Source organism: Desulfoglaeba alkanexedens ALDC, from assembly GCF_005377625.1.
GTDB lineage: Bacteria > Desulfobacterota > Syntrophobacteria > Syntrophobacterales > DSM-9756 > Desulfoglaeba > Desulfoglaeba alkanexedens.
Genome location: NZ_CP040098.1, coordinates 2,632,683 through 2,650,498, shown reverse-complemented (window position 1 = coordinate 2,650,498; position 17,816 = coordinate 2,632,683). Strand labels below are relative to the sequence as shown.

The following is a 17,816-nucleotide window of genomic DNA, read 5'->3' as shown; positions in this document are numbered from 1 at the left end:
ACCCCCGAGTTTCGAACATGTGTCACGCCATCAGTCAAACCGAGGCGACCATCTGGGAAGTTCCTGTCCACCCCCGCCTCGTGTAAGCCGCCTCACGCTCTCTCCGTTGGCGAGCATCACCCAGACGGCCGGTGCGCCTCCGTCGCGCGTGGAACTGAAGGCAAGCATCCGCCCGTCAGGCGACCAGCTCGGCGCCTCGTTGTCGCCTTCTCCGTGGGTCAGCCGTCGGGACTCCGAACCGTCGGGACGAATCACGAAAATGTCGTGCCGTCCGTCCCGGAGGCTGCTGTAGGCGATCCAGTCGCCCTTGGGCGACCAGCTGGGAGACGTGTTATAGGTTCCCTCGAAGGTGATGCGCCGGCCTCGCCCACCGTCGGCTTCAGCCACGTAAATCTGAGGGTTCCCTGTTTCATTGGACACGTAGGCGAACCTGTCGCCCTGCGGAGACCACGAGGGCGAAACCTCGATGGCCCATGTCTTCACAAGAGGCCGTAGCACCTCGCCGGAATCCGAAACCAAGAAGATGTCAGGATTGCCGTCCTTTGAAAGCGTAGCCGCCAGTTCCCGGGTGCCCGGGCGCCAGGCCGGCGTGATATTGAGGCCTGGAAAACCGAAAAGCAGACGCCGGGTTCCGGTCCCCAGGTTCACAGCGAACACCTTGGGGGGGCCTTCCACGTAACTCACGTAGGCGAGTTGCGACCCGTCCGGGCTCCACGCCGGCGAGAGGTTCACGCTGTTGTCACGGGTCACGGCGATGGGACTGGATCCATCGAAGTCCACAAGGTAGATTTCTTTGCTTTGACCCTCGATCTGCACGTAGGCGATCTTCGTTCCGAAAACCCCTCTTTCCCCGGTCAAAGCCAGGAGGATTTCGTCCGCAAATCGGTAAACCATCTCCCGCCAGTCTTCCCGGCGCCCTTCGTAGATCTTCCCCACCACTTGCCTGGAAGCCACGACGTCGAAAAGCCGCATCTCCATCTCAATTCCATCCCCCGTCACCCGGCACCGGCCCCGTACCAGGAATTCCGCTCCCAGGCGGCGCCACATGGGAAACTGGATCTCTTCCAGGGCGATTCCCATCTGCTGCGGATCATCGAGAAAACCGCGCGGATCCAGTGGGCGGAACAGCCCTGAAAAGTCCAGGGCCCGGGACAGGGCCTCCGCCGATTCAGTACTGACCGACGAGGCTTCCTGGTTGTCCCACTTGAAGGACGGAACGGCGATGGGCAGACGTTCAAAGGAAGGCTGCGTGATATCGATATAGACGCGCTCTGCGGCCTCGCCGCTCCCCCCGAGCGCCAACAGGCCGTTCAGCAACACCGCCATCACCGTCACGAACCACCGTCGTTCCTTCACGTCACCACACTCTTTTCAGCGCCCTTCAGATCACAGGATATCTTGGGGCCGAAAGCGGACCCCGATCTCTTCGCGGGGTGGACTGTAGATGTCGGGAAACCGCGGCAACGGATTCGCCTTCTGAACAGCGCGCACCACGGAATCGTCGAACAAGCTGTTTCCTGAACGCTTTTCGAACTGGATGTCCAAGATCCGGCCGTCACGACGCACCACGATGACAAGGACCGCCTCCAGATCCTTGGCATTCACCAGAGTCTTGGGCAAAGCCCACTGTCGGCGGATGGCGTTCCAGACTTCGGCGTAGTAGAGGCGTCTCGCCAGCCCGATGGCATCGCTCTCTGACGCATCCGCACCCGGCGGCCCAGAAAGGCCCCCGTCGGCGGCACGCTCTCCCAACCCGCCGCTTCGTTCCAACGCCGACTTGTCTTCGTCCCTGGAAGGCCCGGCGGCCGCCGCCGTTTTGCTAGCAGGTTCGCGAGATACCTGAGGCATCAGCTGCTCCACCGTTTTTTCCACCGGTGGACCTTCCGCCTTCGGGACGTCGGGGACCTCCTGCGGTTCGATCTTTCGAAGACCTGTCTCGGGAAGCGGCTCTTGCATGCGGAGCCGCCTGACCGGAACGATCGGAGGCGGTGCGATGCGCCTCGCCGTCTTCTTGGCGGTTTCCCTGGACCGGACTGCCGGACCCGCCTTCTGAGCCCCCTCCCGCCCAGGCGCCAGATCCCCGGGATCCACCAACTTCACCGTTGTGTAGGAGAGCCTCACCGGCCGGCTCTGGACCAGGGAAGGCAGAAGAAGGGCGGCAAAGAGCAGGATGGCATGTGCGGCGATGGATCCGGCGAGCCCCAGCAGCAGGTCGTCCTTCGGATAATTTTTTCCCATCACCCCCGCAAATATCATCCGCCGGACCTTTCAGCTTTCGCTTCAGCCGGGCCTCTTTCCGTCACAGGAGCCGTCACCATGCCGATCTGGTCGATGCCCGCCTCGCGGATTCTCCCCATCACTTCCATGACGAAACCATAAGGAACGGAGGCGTCCGCACGAAGAAAGACCCCCTGCCGGTCGCCCCGGTTCTGGTAGATGGCGGCCAGTTTGGGGCCTAGAGACTCCAGATCCACCGCGTATTCGTTGATGAACACCTTGCGTTCGCCGTCGATGGACACCACCAGCCTTTCTTCCTCTGCAGGGATGGCGGGAGCCTCAACCTGCGGCAGATTCACATCCAGCCCCTGCATCATCATGGGTGCGGTGACCATGAAGATGATGAGCAGCACCAGCATCACGTCCACGAAAGGCGTGACGTTGATCTCGGAAAGCATCGCCCGGTTATCGTTCGGTTTCTGCATGACCGTGCACTTTCAAAAACATCGAAGCCCGACGGCGGGTCAATTTTCATGCACCGCGCGCGCCGTTTCCCCTTCCGCACGGGCGGGTGCGGCACGGCGGTACCATTCGCGTTTCATGAGGTTGAGGAAATCGGAAGCGAAGTGCTGCATTTCGTTTTCCAGGACTCGAAACCGGTTCACGAAGTGATTGTACGCGATAACCGCCGGGATGGCCGCGACGAGCCCCATGGCCGTGGCGACAAGGGCTTCCGAGATGCCGGGCGCCACCACGGCCAGGTTTGCAGCTCCCTTCAGCCCGATATCCTGGAAACTGGTCATGATGCCCCACACCGTTCCGAACAGCCCGATGAAGGGCGCGGAACTTCCCGTGGTCGCAAGGAAAGGTACAAATCGTTCCATCCGCTGACGTTCCTCGAGCAGCACGCCGTCCACGGCCCGTTCCACGGACTCGAAGAGAACACCGCCGGCGAGCGGCCCCTCCGCCACGTTCTGGCTCCCCAGCATCTTGGCGGACCGCATCCATTCCATGTATCCACGGCGGAAAATCTGCGCCATAGGGCTGTACTCCATGGTCTGGGTTTCACGGTAAACAGCCGAGAAGTTCTTTCGCTGTTCGTAAAGGTCGAGAAATCGGTCGGTTTCCCTGCGGACCTTTTGAAGGTAGCGCAGCTTCATGAAGATCACGCACCAGCACGCAAGGGACATGGCGAACAGGAGCAACATCACGAACTTCACCACGGGACCGGCGTGCCAGATCATGTCACCGACGCCGTTTCCAATCCGTTCGTAGGGAGCGGCCACGGCGGTCGCCGTTTGAAGAGTCGATTTGAAAAGGTGCAACCACAACATGTGTTCTCGTCCTATAAGGTTCGGGATTCCGCGTATATTCCCATCGCTTCGAGGACGGCCGGGAGCGCTACTCCGGCCCTCTCGGCGATATGGCAATCGGTCAAGCGACAGGTAAGATCCGTCGGTTCGGGATTGATTTCCACCAGGTAGGCCCCGGAACTTTTGGCCAGCATGGGAAGATATGATGCCGGTGCCACGGCGGCGGATGTCCCGATCACCAAGAAGACGTCAGCGCGCTCCGTCACCGCCACCGCCTCGTGATGCGCCTTGGGAGGGATCCCCTCGCCGAAGAAAACGAAGTCGGGCCGGAGTACTCCGCCGCAGCCGCATTCCGGGGGCATGACATCGAAGGATGCCCTTTCCCGCGGATAGCGCGCTCCGCACGTTTCGCACCGAAGAGTCCGCCCGTGGCCGTGAAACTCGATCACTCTTTCGCTTCCCGCCATCTGGTGCAAGCTGTCCACGTTCTGAGTGACCACCGCCTTGAGGATCCCCCGTTTCTCCAGCTGCGCCAGTGCGTGGTGGGCGGGATTGGGGCGGGCGGCGTCCACCAGCCGGTACATCTCCAGAATCATCCGCCAGACTTTTCCAGGATTGCGCCTGAACGATGCGATGTGGCCGTATTCCAGGGGATCGTAGCGGGACCACAGCCCACCGGGGCTTCGGAAATCGGGGATTCCACTTTCCACCGAAATCCCCGCTCCCGTCAACGCGACGGCGTTTCGACTGCGGGAAAGCCGTTCAGCAACTTCTTTCAGGCAATCCATGTGTTCCCAATTTTGTTGAATTTCTAATGCGTTAACGTTCAATCATCCTATGGCGGCGCCGAAAACATTGTCAAGGACTTTTCTCTGGATCAGCGCTGTATCTGCAACCGCTGGCCGGTCCGGATGATGTTGCTCCTCAGGCCGTTCCACCGCTTGATCTCGTCAGTGGTAACCCCATAGCGGCGGGCGATCCCGCTCAGCGTGTCACCGCTGCGGACGGTGTGGACAACGGCCCGAGGCTTGAACCGTTCGGCCAGCGCCTCCGCTCCCTCCGCAACCCGGTCCCCGCGGCCCTTCGGGAACCTCAGCAGGTAGGTGCCCGAAGGGATATCGCTGGAACGAAACGAGGGGTTGAGGCGTTTGAACTCACGATAGGTGATTCCCGCGAGATCGGCCACGGCCTGGATGGGAACGGTAGCCGGAAACCGGACGGACACCGTTTCCACATCGGGCATCTTGTACCCGGCTCCCGCCGGCAGAGCATACCCATAGCGGGCGGGATCGCTCAAAACCGCCTTGATGGCCAGTATTCGGAAAACGTATCGTTCCGTCTCCAGAGGCAGCTTCAGACTGTAATAGTCGCGGACTTTCTGTTGGGCCAGTTCCTGCCTTACGCGGCCTTCCCCGCAGTTGTAAGCCGCGATGGCAAGCGCCCAGTTTCCGAACATGTCGTGGAGGTCCTTCAGGTAGTTGAGGGCGCTGCCGGTGGCCTTTTCGAAGTCGTAGCGTTCGTCGATAACACCTTTGGCGTTGAGCCCGTAGCGGTTCCCCGTAGCGGGGATGAACTGCCAAATCCCCACGGCCCCCATGGGGGACGCCGCGGTATGCTGGAGATCGCTTTCGGCGACGGCCACGTATTTGAGGTCCCGAGGCAGCCCGCGGCGCTCCAGTTCATCTTCGAACCAGGGGAAGAAGCGCTCCGCCCGCTTGAGCCAAAGGTAGACCTGCGCGTGAGAATAAACCACGATAGTAAATTCACGATCAAACCGTTCCCAGACCTCTTCATCTCCCAGTGGAACCGCTTCACCGCACAGGTCCATTTCGGTCGGGGTGGGAATGAAGGGGACCCACACAGCCGGCTCGGCGGGAGCGGAGGGTTCGGAAGGAGCCTGCGCTTGGGCCGTCCGATTTTCCGAAGCGCAAGCAACCGGGCCCGATCCAAGGCATAAGACCGCAAAGCCTACAACCATCAGTCTCTGAAACGCGCCGTTCATCGCCGTCGTCCAATCCTTTGTAAACTCTCCAGGGCTGTTTCCCCGGGAAGCCGCAGCCTCCATGAAACCCCCGGGCCAAAGCGGCAGCCGGCCGGGAAGTTCACGCGCAGATCTCCATTTCACTGAAAAAGTAAGCGATTTCCGTCCTCGCGGTCTCCGGAGCATCGGATCCATGAACGACGTTCTGCTCCACGCTGGACGCAAAATCCTTACGAATCGTTCCGGGAGCGGCATCCTTCGGGTTCGTGGCGCCCATGATCTCCCTGTTCCTGGCGATCACGCCGTCGCCTTCAAGCACCATAACCACGATGGGCCCGGAAGACATGAACCGGGTGAGGCTTTCAAAAAACGGCCGCTCGCGATGCACTGCGTAGAAGCCTTCCGCCTCGGCCTGGGTGAGCTGCAACATCTTCATGGCGGCGATCCTGATTCCCGCCGACTCGAACCGCCTGATGACCTCCCCGATCACGCCTTGCCGCACTCCGTCCGGCTTGATGATCGACAGCGTCCGCTCCATGTTCCACCTCCGAAGTCTCGTAACAGGATGCACTCCGCGCAGCCTCCAATGCCGCAGTTCTCCTCACATGCGGTCTACCCCCGGAAATGTCAAGGCCGAAAAAAGGCCGACCCGGCTCCGGATCGCCGCAGTGCCGTCCCGCCGCCGCGGGCTCTGCGTACCCCTGCAGGACCGGTCGTCCATCGCGAAGTCGGGAATCGTTGCGGAGGACGCACGCCGTGAGGCGAAGCCGAACGCAGCGCATCCGCTAAAGATACGACACGCGTTTCAAGGCGTTCCGGATCGCGCCCGTCGCAACCGAGGGGATTGCTGCAAAAGATCCCGCCCCCTGAGGGCGGAGGCATCGCCGGCGAATGAGGGAACCCGGGAGACATAAACGGGGCCGCCGGAAATCCAGGAACGTCATACTACGGGCGGGCCCAGGGCTGAGGGGTTGCCACCTTGTTCCCAATCTCCACCATCTACCTTGTTCCCAAGCTCCAGCTTGGGAACACAACTGTGCAGAAGCTCGAGCTTCGATTCCCATCAGCAATTCCCGGAACCCCTGTAAAGCCTTGAAAACCGGGCATTGAAGGATTTGGTTTTCGCGAGCCCGGGGGGTCATTTCGGGCTCCGAAGGCGGTTTCGGAGGTGAATTTTTTCGACTATTTTGCTGTTTCATGCTGAACAGCCGCCCGCGTCTCTGGTAGGCTATTTTGCTATGAAGCCCAGAAAAGACGCTCATTCCTCCAAGATCCGAAACCTGAGAACCGACCACCCCCATATCAAGCTCATCGTGACCGAAGATGCCCTCAGTCCCAACGCTCCCCACATTGAAACCCTCAAGCGCTTCGACTGCCGCTTCGTGCTTGGGGTTAAACCCGGCGATCACGCCTTCCTTTTCAAAAAGGCCGACGAGGCCATCGCGGAGGGCCGGGCTGTGGAGTTCTGGCACGCAGCGGAAGACAACCCCGAAACCCTCCATTACTTCCGCTTCGTGAACGACCTTCCCCTCAACAAGTCCCATCCCGACCTACGAGTGAACCTCCTCGAATACTGGCAGGTGACCCCCAAGGGGCTTGTCCGGTTTTCCTGGGTCACGGACATCCTCATCCGCCGGGAAAACGCCGTTACCTTGATGCGGATCGGCCGGGCACGCCGGCGCATCGAAAACGAAACCTTCAACACCTTGAAAAACCAGGGCTACCACCTCGAACACAACTACGGCCTGGGCCGAAAACACCTTAGCGCCGTCTTCGTCACCCTCATGATGTTGGCCTTCTGCGTGGACCAGAGCCTCCAACTGTGTTGCCCGCTGTTTCAGGCCGTATGGCGAAAGCTCCAAACCAAACGGGACCTCTGGGAGAGGATCCGGGCCATGTTCTGGGACTTCCGCCTGGAGTCCATCCGGATGCTCTACGAGGCCCTTCTTTACGGATACAAAAGGCTGACCCCGATCATCGCCTATAACACCTCGTAGGGCGGAGAAAGGAATTACCCCATGCAGAACCTGAGCCTTTCACCCGAAAAACCGACGCGGAGGTGCGCCTTCAAACCGGGCATCTGAGCCCCTCACGCTCCGGGTGGCATCCCTCAACGGGACGTTCGGACCCTCGATCACCCCAAACGGCCCGCTGAACACTCGAAGACTCTCCTTTCACGCCCGCTTTTCGCCCAGAGACCATCCGCTCCGGGAATTGCTGGACCGGCTCCGACAAGCCCTGCCTTTCTCTTTTCTTTGAGCCTGAAACTATCCCCTTTGATGTTGAGGGTGGTGCAGTGGTGAAGGAGCCTATCGAGTATGGCTGTGGCCAGCACCTGATCATTGAAGATCTCCCCCCAGTCAACAAAGCTCTTGTTGGAGGTGATGATCAAAGAGGCCTTCTCGTATCTTCTGGTAAGAAGCCTGAAGAAAAGCCCTGCTTCATCTCGGCTCATCGGGAGGTATCCCATCTCATCGATGATGAGCACTCTTGGGTAGACAAACTGTTGGAGTTGCCTCTCCACCCGGTTCTCCATCCGGGCTCGAGTGAGCCGAGTAAGCATCGACTCGAGAGTAAGGAAGAGGACTCGGTATCCGGCCTCTACGGCTTTTACTCCCAGCGAAATGGAAAGATGTGTCTTTCCCACCCCCGGAGGGCCAAGGAGGATCACATTCTCTGCCCTATCGACGAAGGAGAGTCCCGAGAGTTCACGGATCACCTTGCGATCGATGCTTGGCTGAAACGAGAAGTCAAATTGCTCAAGAGTTTTCACCCAGGGGAATCGGGCCATCTTGAGTCTGGCCTCAACGGCCTTTCCGTGTCTGCCCCGCCATTCGGCCTGAAGGGCTTCCGCAAGGAAGTCTTTATAGGAGAGATCCCTCTTTGATGCCTGCTCACAGACTGAATCGATCTGCGAGAGAAGGTGCTCCATCTTCATCTTCTCAAGGAGGCCTGCTAGCTCCATCGGCTCGCCTCCTCGTAGATCGACAGATCCCTTCGCTCAACCTGCAATGCCTCCTGCCACAATTGGGCATGATGGGCTGCAACGCTTCCCCATCCCTCGGCTGCACTGCGAAGGGTGTGTTCGGCCACCAGGGTCTCTTCGGCGTAGACTCTCAAGGTTCCATCCAACCCGATCCTCACTCGGACCGTTTGTCCACACAGCTGAGAGGGCACACTGTATCTATTGCCCAAAACATCGATGAAGCCATCCCAGTGGACACACCGGTGCTCGAGATAAGAGGTGTCATACCGCAGGGCAGGAAGGGGACGAAGATGAGGAGCCTCACGGGAGAATCGTTCGGCTACGATTTCCTTGACTGTTCCGTGCAACCTCTGATCGGTTTCCTCTCTGAGCCACTTCTCAGCGAGAGCGTTCATCTGGGCGAAGCTCTCGAACTTGCGGTAACGCACAAAGAAGTTGTGCTTGATATAGCCCACCATCCGCTCATCTTTTCCCTTGGTCCTTGCTCTTCTCGGGCGACAGGCTCTGGGGGTGAAGCCATAGTGGCCGGCAAGATCTATAAATCGTTCGTTAAAGCGAACACTCTCCCCGATCCTGTGGACAATAACCGTTGCTTTCTGGTTATCCACGAGCACCTCTATTACTACTCCTCCAAAGTACTCGAAGGCTCTGATGATCCCTTCGTAGGTGTGCTCGGCATCATTCCTGGGGGCACACCAGAAGAAGAGACGCCGGGAAAATCCGAGGGTATTCACACTGAAGTAGACCTTCTGTGGGATTTCAGCCACTTCGGTTGTGAGCTCTCCCCAATCATTTTGCATCTGAACTCCCGGATCTGTTTCAAACCGTACCGTTGCCCGGCTTTGCCTCATGGGCCTTCTGGGGCTGATGTACTCCCGAAGGATGGTGGTCCCGCCCGTGTAGCCTCGCTGTTCGATCTCACGCAAGATCACCATAGCATTCCAGACTCCATCTCTCAGGAGCTGGTCGATCAAGGGTTTGAAGGGATCAAGTTTGCTCACCCTTGCACCGGGTCTTTTCCCCGAGGGTACTCCTCCTCGACTAAGAGCACGGCTTATGGTTTTTGGATGCACTCCCAGGCTTTCTGCGATGTCCTTCTTGTAGACACCCTTTTCAACTTGTGCTCTGATCTCCATGCAGTCCTCCTTTTTGAGCATGGGTCACCTCCGGCTCTCTTGGGTCTTGCTGGAGGAATAACCCTTCGCTCATCTGGGAGGACATTTTATTCCGGCGTTTACCAGACATTTTATTCCGATGGTGACACAGGGAATTCGTCTTTGATTACACCCATAAGGCGCCGGAACAGAGCGGCTGTAATCGCGTTTCAATCCCTTCCAGGGAATTCGTCTTTGATTACTCCGGCACGGCGGCCCACGAAAGTTCCACACGGTCAATGTTTCAATCCCTTCCAGGGAATTCGTCTTTGATTACGATGAATACACGGGGGCGCTCAGGCGGCTCCAACAGGGTTTCAATCCCTTCCAGGGAATTCGTCTTTGATTACCAATGGAAGTGGCACGCGGCTAAGAGGGGTAACACTTATGTTTCAATCCCTTCCAGGGAATTCGTCTTTGATTACCCAAGAGGTAACTGGTAAGAATGGGGGCCCCATACAGTTTCAATCCCTTCCAGGGAATTCGTCTTTGATTACGTGATGCAGCCGTGGTCCCTTGGGGTACCAGATAACCATGTTTCAATCCCTTCCAGGGAATTCGTCTTTGATTACTCTATCAGCATTCCTGAGGCCGACTCAGACATCATCCAGTTTCAATCCCTTCCAGGGAATTCGTCTTTGATTACGTGATGCAGCCGTGGTCCCTTGGGGTACCAGATAACCATGTTTCAATCCCTTCCAGGGAATTCGTCTTTGATTACCTAACTGTTTCGCATAACTCCCGGGCTAGAATAGCCGTTTCAATCCCTTCCAGGGAATTCGTCTTTGATTACCAAAAGTGCCGTCCACCCTCACGCTTAACTTTGCAGATGTTTCAATCCCTTCCAGGGAATTCGTCTTTGATTACCCGTCAATCCCTTGGCCACAAGATTGATCGCCGGCAGGGTTTCAATCCCTTCCAGGGAATTCGTCTTTGATTACATAAAATGGCTTTTGTGGGTTTAAGCGATTCATGGGGTTTCAATCCCTTCCAGGGAATTCGTCTTTGATTACGTCAGGGAACTCCGGTTTGGGACCGTCTACCGCACACATGTTTCAATCCCTTCCAGGGAATTCGTCTTTGATTACCCGGATATGCAGGCAAATTGGAGGAGGGTTACACTCTGTTTCAATCCCTTCCAGGGAATTCGTCTTTGATTACGATTGGACCACACACAATGGGACGATGGAGTCAGGACGGTTTCAATCCCTTCCAGGGAATTCGTCTTTGATTACATATCTATAATATCGGTACTATGCCACAGGCTCGAAGTGTTTCAATCCCTTCCAGGGAATTCGTCTTTGATTACGACGGTACTACTCTGCGAGATCGCCGGGGCTATTCAACGTTTCAATCCCTTCCAGGGAATTCGTCTTTGATTACTTTGCGCATCTGCTCGAAGTAGAAGGACGGAGTGTGAAATGTTTCAATCCCTTCCAGGGAATTCGTCTTTGATTACTCGGGCAAACTATCCATGATGGGGAAATCCTGTAAATGTTTCAATCCCTTCCAGGGAATTCGTCTTTGATTACTCGGGCAAACTATCCATGATGGGGAAATCCTGTAAATGTTTCAATCCCTTCCAGGGAATTCGTCTTTGATTACTCCGCGTCGACGAGAAGCGGGCCAAGGAACTACTCGGTTTCAATCCCTTCCAGGGAATTCGTCTTTGATTACACCTCGATAGAGAACAGCTGGGCCGAGATGATTAAAAATAGTTTCAATCCCTTCCAGGGAATTCGTCTTTGATTACCCGAACTTATGCAACAACCCCAACCCCTCCATCTCTAAGTTTCAATCCCTTCCAGGGAATTCGTCTTTGATTACCAAATCTACAAAGCCGGGCTGGAATTGGACGCAGCCAAGTTTCAATCCCTTCCAGGGAATTCGTCTTTGATTACCCCATCGGACTACCTGGATTGGATCATCCGTTTCACGCCGTTTCAATCCCTTCCAGGGAATTCGTCTTTGATTACCCGGCCGGAACGAAGTACTGCCTGGTACCCGCGGAATCGTTTCAATCCCTTCCAGGGAATTCGTCTTTGATTACCATGCCGATATCCGACGCCGGCACCCGTCGGATATCATGTTTCAATCCCTTCCAGGGAATTCGTCTTTGATTACACCAACAATTTGCGAATGGGATCAATGGCAGAATCTGTTTCAATCCCTTCCAGGGAATTCGTCTTTGATTACCGGGGATGGTTCCGACTTTGGCTTTTGGCCCTCAGAAGTTTCAATCCCTTCCAGGGAATTCGTCTTTGATTACAGGAGTTGGGCAGGCTCGAGGCCGTCAAGGTGGTTGTTTCAATCCCTTCCAGGGAATTCGTCTTTGATTACCCATCAGCAGATTCGAATATGGTGGTCGAGGTGGCCTGTTTCAATCCCTTCCAGGGAATTCGTCTTTGATTACGATCCCGTCTTCGCCGCAGTTGTCATCTTTGTCCAAACGTTTCAATCCCTTCCAGGGAATTCGTCTTTGATTACCACGAAAAACCGGCGGAATCTTGTTCTCATGTTCCGTTTCAATCCCTTCCAGGGAATTCGTCTTTGATTACGACATCTGGACACCAGTCCCACATCTCCGTGTTAGCTGGTTTCAATCCCTTCCAGGGAATTCGTCTTTGATTACTAATGCACCCAACTGGATTCAATATTTGGTTGTTTGATGTTTCAATCCCTTCCAGGGAATTCGTCTTTGATTACCGAAGGATAACTGGGGATATTCAGCGCTTGTAAACGTGTTTCAATCCCTTCCAGGGAATTCGTCTTTGATTACGCCCTTACGGCCCCGAGAAAAAATGGCGTGGCGCCGAGTTTCAATCCCTTCCAGGGAATTCGTCTTTGATTACGCGTCATTGCTTTGGCTGGTGCCGGAACCGAGACCGATGTTTCAATCCCTTCCAGGGAATTCGTCTTTGATTACTCGAAAACAAGGACGCACGACATGGTACGACTAACCAAGAGTTTCAATCCCTTCCAGGGAATTCGTCTTTGATTACGCCGAGCTTAGGCTGTCCGCGCAGTCGAATATTTTGCGGTTTCAATCCCTTCCAGGGAATTCGTCTTTGATTACAAGTATCCCCACAGGTCAGCAGCAAAGAGGGCTTGTCGGTTTCAATCCCTTCCAGGGAATTCGTCTTTGATTACACGCTGGATGATTTGAAAGATTCAATCGACTTGCAGTAGTTTCAATCCCTTCCAGGGAATTCGTCTTTGATTACCACGCCTGTAGGTTAGCAAATAATATCAGCGAACTGCAAGAAGAATTGCGAGGAGTTCCGAAAAGGACCCCGAATAGCCCTCCGCAGTTTGCTGTGTAACGTCTCATCGGGTGCTATGTTCTTAAAATTTGTGGTGGTTTTTGATCGCGAGCGGTCCCCGGCCTTTTGCTTCCGCATCACCTCTCGCGCCCTTGAGTCCCGAAAGCACGCTTGCACCTCTTGCGCGCAACTCACCGCTGATCGGTTTTCGGGGTATTTTGCGGCCACTGGAAGAGCGCCGCATGGCGAAGCGACGCGGGAGCTTAGAAGATAAGAACCCCCTCCATATCGAGACGGCTCTTCAGCCCGATGAACTCCATCTCTTTCAGTTGGGTTTCCGTGACCGGTAGGATCAGCACCTGGTCTTCATCTTCGCGGATGAAGGTGCGGATTCGGTCCATCATGCGTTTCTTTTGGGCTGTTGAAAGGCTGCAATGAAAGAAGCTGTACTGCACGCGGCTGCCGTATTCCTTCATCACTTTGGCCACCTTCTGTAGCCGCTTTGGGTCACTGATATCGTAGCCAACCAGATAGTTGCGCTTCATCGGATATGAAACCCCACGTATTTGTCCAGGTCGCCCAGCAGATATTTGCCTAGAATGCGGAGCTGCAGTTCGATCATCCGCTCGTAACTGAGTCGATAGCCGAACACCGGATGGCTTACATGGTCTTTCTTGCGCATCTCGTATTGAGCGAGGAACTTCTTGCGGCCCTTTTCGCTGAGATAGCATGTCCCCTGGTAGGCCATGAAATCCCGGAGCGTGAAAACCCCGTTGTTGATGGCACCGAGCACGGCGGAATCGACGATGGGCTGGCGAAAATATTCCATGATGTCCAGGGCAAGAGCCGGGCGCCCGTACTTCATCACGTGGTAAAAGCCGCAATAGGGATCGAAGCCCACCCGGGCCGCGGCTCCCATGCAGTCTTTGGCGAGAATCGCATAGCCGAAACTGAGTAGCGCGTTGACGGCGTTATCGGGTGGGCGGCGCACCCGCCCCTGGAACTGGAAGGTCTCTCGCAGCCTAGGCTTGATGAAGCGCGGAAAACATTGGAAATAATGGCGCGTTCCCATGCCTTCCAGGCCGCGCAGGCCCTCGGTATCGCTGCAGTCCCGGCAGCGCCGGATCAGATCCTTTATCTGCCGGAAGGCCTGCACGTCCTCTTCGCTTCGCTCGTCGCGCAGGTACCGCATAGCCAGCGTCCGGGCGCTCGTGAGTTTACTCATCACGATATCTCTCGCGATCTCGTTGCTGCGCTCGGGATCGAAGTGCCTCTGCCACTGCGCGCGGCGCAGCAGGCTGTGGCGACTGAACGCCGGCGCTGTAGTACCCAGGTAGCGGCCGTACAAGGTGAGGTAGTGGACAGGAATCTCCCGGCGACAACATTCGTGAAGGACTTGAGTGGTCACCTGCACGGGCCCTATGAGCACGAGCTCCTGGAGCTGCTCCAGGGATGCCTCACCGAGCCTTTCCTCTCCCGGCGCCCAAACCTGAAGCATCCCTTGGCTTAGGCTTACCCGGGCTCCCAGCCGATCCACGTAGACCGACTGCTGGTCCAGCCGTTGAGCCAGGATGCGCCTGGCGTTCGTCTTGTGCCCCGCGAGCACCTCTTCTTCCTCCGGTAGGCAAAGAGGGAGCAACGAGCACCCGAAACATCGGTTTCGGTTATCCACGGCAGGCGGCAGCGTGTCCTCATCCAGCAGGGCCCGGCAGGCGGCGATCACTTCCCGGGTCTGGGCGCACAGCTCCTCCGTGATGCGGACTTCCACTCGCTTTCTCGAACCGACGAAATAAAGGTAGCCGGCGGGCGGAAGCGGCAGTCCGTTTTCCGCCATGAGGAGCGCCTGGGCGCAAAGTTGGATTTGGTCGTTAAGCCAAGGATCCCGCCCCTTGGGGGCCTTGCCCTTCTTGTATTCCACCGGGTATAGGCAGCCTGTCCCGTCTTCTTCCAGCAGATCCAAGCGTCCGGTGACGCCGAGCCGCTCCGAGCTCCACCATACGGAGCGCCGATGGATGCGGTCCTCTTTGCGCAAGGGCACCGCCTGCTTGCCGGGATCGTCCACGCGGCGGTGCATCTCGCGACCTTCCAGAGTGTAGACATTGTCCTCGTACATGCCGCGCACACATTCCAGGTAAAACCTTCGCGGGCAATAGACGTAGGCGTTGAGATAGGAGATAGGAATGAGCATCATGACGCCCTCATCGGGATCATGCCGTCCCGGGAACGGGCCTTCTATCTTGGGTGTCACTGACGGCGCATTGGCCCATGCCCTGCGTGGTTTTGACCCCGATGCCGGAAAAGGCTGCGAAGTGAAGCAGCGCGTGCAGCGCCGTGAGGCTCTCCCGAGCCCCTTGAGCCACATAGGTGACCGATCCGAAGGCGCCGATGACGGTGCCTCCGTTTCTTAAGGCATAGCGGCTGGTCTCGAGCTTCAACCGCGCGATGGAAATCTCCGCCGCGCCCACAGGGTCGGGTACAGCGTGAGGACACGCGGCGTTCCAGCGCTCGGTCAAGTGTCTTGTCACCAGGCTGACATCGGGCAGCGGATAATGCAGGTCGCCGCGCTTGAAAGCCATGGGGCTCAGGAATCGGACGCGGACCTTGAGGCTTCCCTTCCGGCCCACGGCCGCCGCGGCATCTTCCGCGGCCGTCCAGAGGTCCTCGTACCGGGCCCGCCCGCAGCCGCCGCCTTCCGACGATTCCCCTAGAAGCAGATCCTCAAGCACGAAGGGAACGCCTCCCAGATCGATGGGCTCCCGCCAGACGCCCCGTTCCAGAGACAGGTGTAAGGCATCTTCCAGAGCGTCTTCCAGCAGGCCGAGGCGCACCCGGTAGGTGCCATTCTCAAGCAGGCGCCCGTTGCGGTCCACCGTCCCCCACACGGGAGAAAGAGAATAGGGCGCGTTGCGCCCGGCATCGTGGAGGATGCGGCCGAGGCGGTCGTCTGTTCGGCGCATGCGCTCCAGAAACACCGGGTGAAAAAGGGCGCGAAAGGCGCGCGGAGGCTTGGCGGCGCGAAGGCACTTCAACCGAAAGACGGCGGCTACGGGCATATCATCTCTCTAGGTACCAGAGCAGGGCTTCCCATTTATTGAGGTCCACCCGGCCGTCTTTTTTGATCCCAGGCTTCACAACCAGGGTACGCTCAAAGCCGACCTTCCAAGCCCGGCGCAAAACCGTGGGCAACCGGGTGTAGCCCAAGCAAGAATCGAAGTAGCGGTCGCGGAACGGTTCCTTGATGACGCAAAGAAGCGTCGTCCAGTAGGCGCCGACGCGCCCTTGCAAGGAATAGGTGCGCCGCCGAACGTCATGGCCCTCCCGGCCGAAATAAACGCGGTAGAGATCGGCATGCCACATGCCGTCCTTTTCCACGGAAAAGATTTCATGGGCCGGGCGGTCTTCCATCTCGTTCGGGGCGACACGAGAGGCCAACCGCGACAAAGACACCTGCACGGGATTTTCCGGCAGTTCCTCCGGATTCAACCCTGTACACAGGGTCACCGACGGTTCCCAGCTGCGAGTGACCAATATGCCCCGGTCCCAGAGCGGCTTGCAACTGAGGTCCCCGTCGTAGACGTAGTCCCATAGCATGTCGAAAAGAATCTCCCCCATCCAGTCTCCCTTGGGTGAATGGAAGAAAGGGCGAAGGGCGGCGGCGTCGAAAGTCGCCCCCATGGCCTCCAGAGCGTTCAGGTAATCCTCATGACGATCTTGTGGCAAGGTTCGTAGCTGCGGCTTCACGCCGTTTCCGACGACGACCAGTTCTGCGTCTTCCATGCAACCGCGCCGGTTGCAACGTCCGGCGAGTTGCACCAGCGAGTCCGGATTGCACAGCTCGGTCACGATGGTGTGGGCATCCAGGTCGCAGCCCGCTTCCACGGCCGACGTGGCCAGCAGCAGGAACCCTGCGTCCTTCTCCTGGCATTGCTGCAACCGCGCGATCACCTTGCGGCGCCGTGCCATGGTGAGCCGCCCATGGTAGACGAGAGGGTCGTGATCTTCGAGTCGCTCTCGGAGATCGAGTAGGTCGCCGATCCATTCCGTGCGAACGATGAGACGCCGGTCGGGTCCAATGCGCCGCTTTATCTCCTCGACCATAGCATCCAGAAACGCCGCTCGTTCGCCCCGCGCCGTGTTGGGCGCCGAGCGGCGCACCAGATGCAGCTGCTGGGAGGTGCGCCCGAGCACGTTCGTTTCGAAGCGTTTCTGTTCCGTCGCCAGGTCTCCTTCCATCGCGTCCACGGGATCCAGGAACGAAGCCGTTTCGCGCGGAAGAGTGGCGCTCATCACGCACACATCCTTACCCTTTTCATAGAGGGTTCGAAGCAGCCGGGAAAAGTTGGAAAAGGCAAGCCCGTCGTAGTCATGGGCTTCGTCGAAGATAAGGAAAGGATGCTTGCCCAGGGCGGATCCGAACACCCGGTGACAAAAGATGTAGGATTTGACGGGTTCCCCGTAGCCGAACAACCGAAAAAGAAACTTGTCCAGGGTGGTGACGATGAGGTCGTCAGCAAAGAGGTGCCGATGGCTCGTGAGCTCGTTATAGGTGCCGTCTACGCATCGGATGCGGCGACAACTTCCGCCCATGTCCAGCGTGAGGGCAAGCGGGCGTTCGAATGCCTTGGAAAACCGGCAGCCGATGCGCGCCAAGCGGATGCTCAGATCCTCAAGCAGTGCCTTGAAAGGAAGCACGAACAGAACGCGACGCCCAGCCGCCAGGGGCGGTAGTAGGGCAGCCTCGGTTTTTCCCGATCCAGTTCCCGCGCGGATCAACATCGCCGGGTGTTCCGTCTTCCAGAACGCTTCCCACGCAGCGCGCTGCAACGGGTTGGGCGGGAATCCGGCCACCTGCCGATAGAAACGCTCCATGTCCATGCAAGGAGGCATGTCAGGATTCCTTCC

The 17,816-nt window shown here is 57.6% G+C and carries 14 protein-coding genes and 1 CRISPR repeat array; of the genes, 1 reads left to right on the top strand and 13 read right to left on the bottom strand.

The features are described 5' to 3' along the window. Positions 1 to 30: 30 nt before the first annotated feature. From tolB to ndk, 7 genes are all read right to left on the bottom strand, one after another. Positions 31 to 1,356 carry a Tol-Pal system beta propeller repeat protein TolB gene (tolB, locus tag FDQ92_RS11955; protein WP_137425108.1) on the bottom strand — a complete coding sequence of 442 codons (1,326 nt, stop codon included), beginning with the start codon at positions 1,354 to 1,356 and terminating at the stop codon, positions 31 to 33. A gap of 30 nt (positions 1,357 to 1,386) precedes the next feature. Continuing rightward, positions 1,387 to 2,256 (bottom strand): cell envelope integrity protein TolA, encoded by an 870-nt coding sequence (tolA, locus tag FDQ92_RS11950; protein ID WP_137425107.1) that lies wholly within the window; start codon positions 2,254 to 2,256, stop codon positions 1,387 to 1,389. Then, positions 2,253 to 2,702: a protein TolR gene (tolR, locus tag FDQ92_RS11945; RefSeq protein ID WP_137425106.1), complete on the bottom strand. Its 450-nt coding sequence runs from the start codon at positions 2,700 to 2,702 to the stop codon at positions 2,253 to 2,255. The genes tolA and tolR overlap by 4 nt, the downstream gene beginning before the upstream one ends. 39 nt (positions 2,703 to 2,741) lie before the next feature. Continuing rightward, on the bottom strand, positions 2,742 to 3,551 hold the full coding sequence (gene tolQ, locus FDQ92_RS11940; protein WP_137425105.1) for a protein TolQ: 810 nt from the start codon (positions 3,549 to 3,551) through the stop codon (positions 2,742 to 2,744). An 11-nt stretch (positions 3,552 to 3,562) separates the two neighbouring features. After that, positions 3,563 to 4,318: an SIR2 family NAD-dependent protein deacylase gene (locus tag FDQ92_RS11935; protein ID WP_137425104.1), complete on the bottom strand. Its 756-nt coding sequence runs from the start codon at positions 4,316 to 4,318 to the stop codon at positions 3,563 to 3,565. Positions 4,319 to 4,407: 89 nt separating this feature from the next. After that, a complete protein-coding gene (locus tag FDQ92_RS11930) occupies positions 4,408 to 5,391 on the bottom strand; it encodes a lytic transglycosylase domain-containing protein (protein ID WP_170180335.1) in 984 nt (327 codons plus the stop codon). A 241-nt stretch (positions 5,392 to 5,632) separates the two neighbouring features. Next, positions 5,633 to 6,049, bottom strand: a complete 417-nt coding sequence (ndk, locus tag FDQ92_RS11925) for a nucleoside-diphosphate kinase (RefSeq protein ID WP_137425102.1) — start codon at positions 6,047 to 6,049, stop codon at positions 5,633 to 5,635. A gap of 700 nt (positions 6,050 to 6,749) precedes the next feature. Here ndk and FDQ92_RS11920 point away from each other — a divergent pair. Further along, positions 6,750 to 7,508, top strand: a complete 759-nt coding sequence (locus FDQ92_RS11920) for a hypothetical protein (protein ID WP_211341264.1) — start codon at positions 6,750 to 6,752, stop codon at positions 7,506 to 7,508. 137 nt (positions 7,509 to 7,645) lie between these two features. Here FDQ92_RS11920 and istB read toward each other — a convergent pair whose 3' ends face one another. The 6 genes from istB to cas3 form a co-directional block, all read right to left on the bottom strand. Further along, positions 7,646 to 8,476: an IS21-like element helper ATPase IstB gene (gene istB, locus FDQ92_RS11915; RefSeq protein WP_137425101.1), complete on the bottom strand. Its 831-nt coding sequence runs from the start codon at positions 8,474 to 8,476 to the stop codon at positions 7,646 to 7,648. Next, positions 8,467 to 9,654 (bottom strand): IS21 family transposase, encoded by a 1,188-nt coding sequence (gene istA, locus FDQ92_RS11910; protein ID WP_137425100.1) that lies wholly within the window; start codon positions 9,652 to 9,654, stop codon positions 8,467 to 8,469. The genes istB and istA overlap by 10 nt, the downstream gene beginning before the upstream one ends. 164 nt (positions 9,655 to 9,818) lie before the next feature. Further along, positions 9,819 to 12,875: direct repeats of the CRISPR family, unit length 36 nt; unit sequence GTTTCAATCCCTTCCAGGGAATTCGTCTTTGATTAC. 302 nt (positions 12,876 to 13,177) lie between these two features. Further along, a complete protein-coding gene (cas2, locus tag FDQ92_RS11905; protein WP_137425099.1) occupies positions 13,178 to 13,459 on the bottom strand; it encodes a CRISPR-associated endonuclease Cas2 in 282 nt (93 codons plus the stop codon). After that, entirely contained in the window at positions 13,456 to 15,105 is a 1,650-nt protein-coding gene (gene cas4g/cas1g / locus FDQ92_RS11900) for a CRISPR-associated endonuclease Cas4g/Cas1g (protein ID WP_170180334.1), read from the bottom strand. Before cas4g/cas1g ends, cas2 begins: the two co-directional genes overlap by 4 nt. Positions 15,106 to 15,121: 16 nt before the next feature. Next, complete coding sequence (gene cas6, locus FDQ92_RS11895) at positions 15,122 to 15,967, bottom strand: CRISPR system precrRNA processing endoribonuclease RAMP protein Cas6 (RefSeq protein WP_137425097.1); 846 nt, start codon at positions 15,965 to 15,967, stop codon at positions 15,122 to 15,124. Position 15,968: 1 nt separating this feature from the next. Further along, on the bottom strand, positions 15,969 to 17,801 hold the full coding sequence (gene cas3 / locus FDQ92_RS11890) for a CRISPR-associated helicase Cas3' (RefSeq protein WP_137425096.1): 1,833 nt from the start codon (positions 17,799 to 17,801) through the stop codon (positions 15,969 to 15,971). Between the last annotated feature and the right edge of the window lie 15 nt (positions 17,802 to 17,816).

Bases quoted from the DNA above. Each gene is read 5' to 3' on its own strand.
- tolA (WP_137425107.1), bottom strand. From the start codon at position 2,256: ATGATATTTGCGGGGGTGATGGGAAAAAATTATCCGAAGGACGACCTG.
- tolR (WP_137425106.1), bottom strand. From the start codon at position 2,702: ATGCAGAAACCGAACGATAACCGGGCGATGCTTTCCGAGATCAACGTC.
- tolQ (WP_137425105.1), bottom strand. From the start codon at position 3,551: ATGTTGTGGTTGCACCTTTTCAAATCGACTCTTCAAACGGCGACCGCC.
- FDQ92_RS11935 (WP_137425104.1), bottom strand. From the start codon at position 4,318: ATGGATTGCCTGAAAGAAGTTGCTGAACGGCTTTCCCGCAGTCGAAAC.
- ndk (WP_137425102.1), bottom strand. From the start codon at position 6,049: ATGGAGCGGACGCTGTCGATCATCAAGCCGGACGGAGTGCGGCAAGGC.
- FDQ92_RS11920 (WP_211341264.1), top strand. From the start codon at position 6,750: ATGAAGCCCAGAAAAGACGCTCATTCCTCCAAGATCCGAAACCTGAGA.
- istB (WP_137425101.1), bottom strand. From the start codon at position 8,476: ATGGAGCTAGCAGGCCTCCTTGAGAAGATGAAGATGGAGCACCTTCTC.
- istA (WP_137425100.1), bottom strand. From the start codon at position 9,654: ATGCTCAAAAAGGAGGACTGCATGGAGATCAGAGCACAAGTTGAAAAG.
- cas2 (WP_137425099.1), bottom strand. From the start codon at position 13,459: ATGAAGCGCAACTATCTGGTTGGCTACGATATCAGTGACCCAAAGCGG.
- cas4g/cas1g (WP_170180334.1), bottom strand. From the start codon at position 15,105: ATGATGCTCATTCCTATCTCCTATCTCAACGCCTACGTCTATTGCCCG.
- cas6 (WP_137425097.1), bottom strand. From the start codon at position 15,967: ATGCCCGTAGCCGCCGTCTTTCGGTTGAAGTGCCTTCGCGCCGCCAAG.
- cas3 (WP_137425096.1), bottom strand. From the start codon at position 17,801: ATGCCTCCTTGCATGGACATGGAGCGTTTCTATCGGCAGGTGGCCGGA.